Source organism: Oleiphilus sp. HI0123 (assembly GCF_001635315.1).
The window spans coordinates 1-290 of record NZ_LWGE01000554.1 but is presented as its reverse complement, the minus strand read 5'-3'; the positions used below and the strand labels follow the sequence as shown (position 1 = coordinate 290).

General features: G+C 41.4%; 1 protein-coding gene. It reads right to left on the bottom strand.

Features of this window, described 5'->3' with window-relative positions:
• Positions 1 to 290 (bottom strand): hypothetical protein (locus tag A3761_RS27015; RefSeq protein ID WP_197472837.1); only part of this gene is annotated, 290 nt, incomplete at both ends.

The following is a 290-nucleotide window of genomic DNA, read 5'->3' as shown; positions in this document are numbered from 1 at the left end:
TGGTTTTGTCTATGGTGGATTCAGGTGTTTCCACGTCATACATATCAATACTGATACGGCTATCACTCCAGTGCCAGAAGTAGTCGCTATAGACTTGAGCGTATTCGTTAGCGATTGAAATAAGTTTTTTGTTTTCGAGTGTTTCTTCCAGATACAAGCCCTGTAAGTAATGACGTGAAGTAGAGAGGGTAATGGTATTGAGCGCTTCGTGTTTACCTGTCTGTTCCGATAATTCAAATATATTGATGTCGGAACCTCCATTGTAGCTGTATATCAGGTTTCCGTCGGTC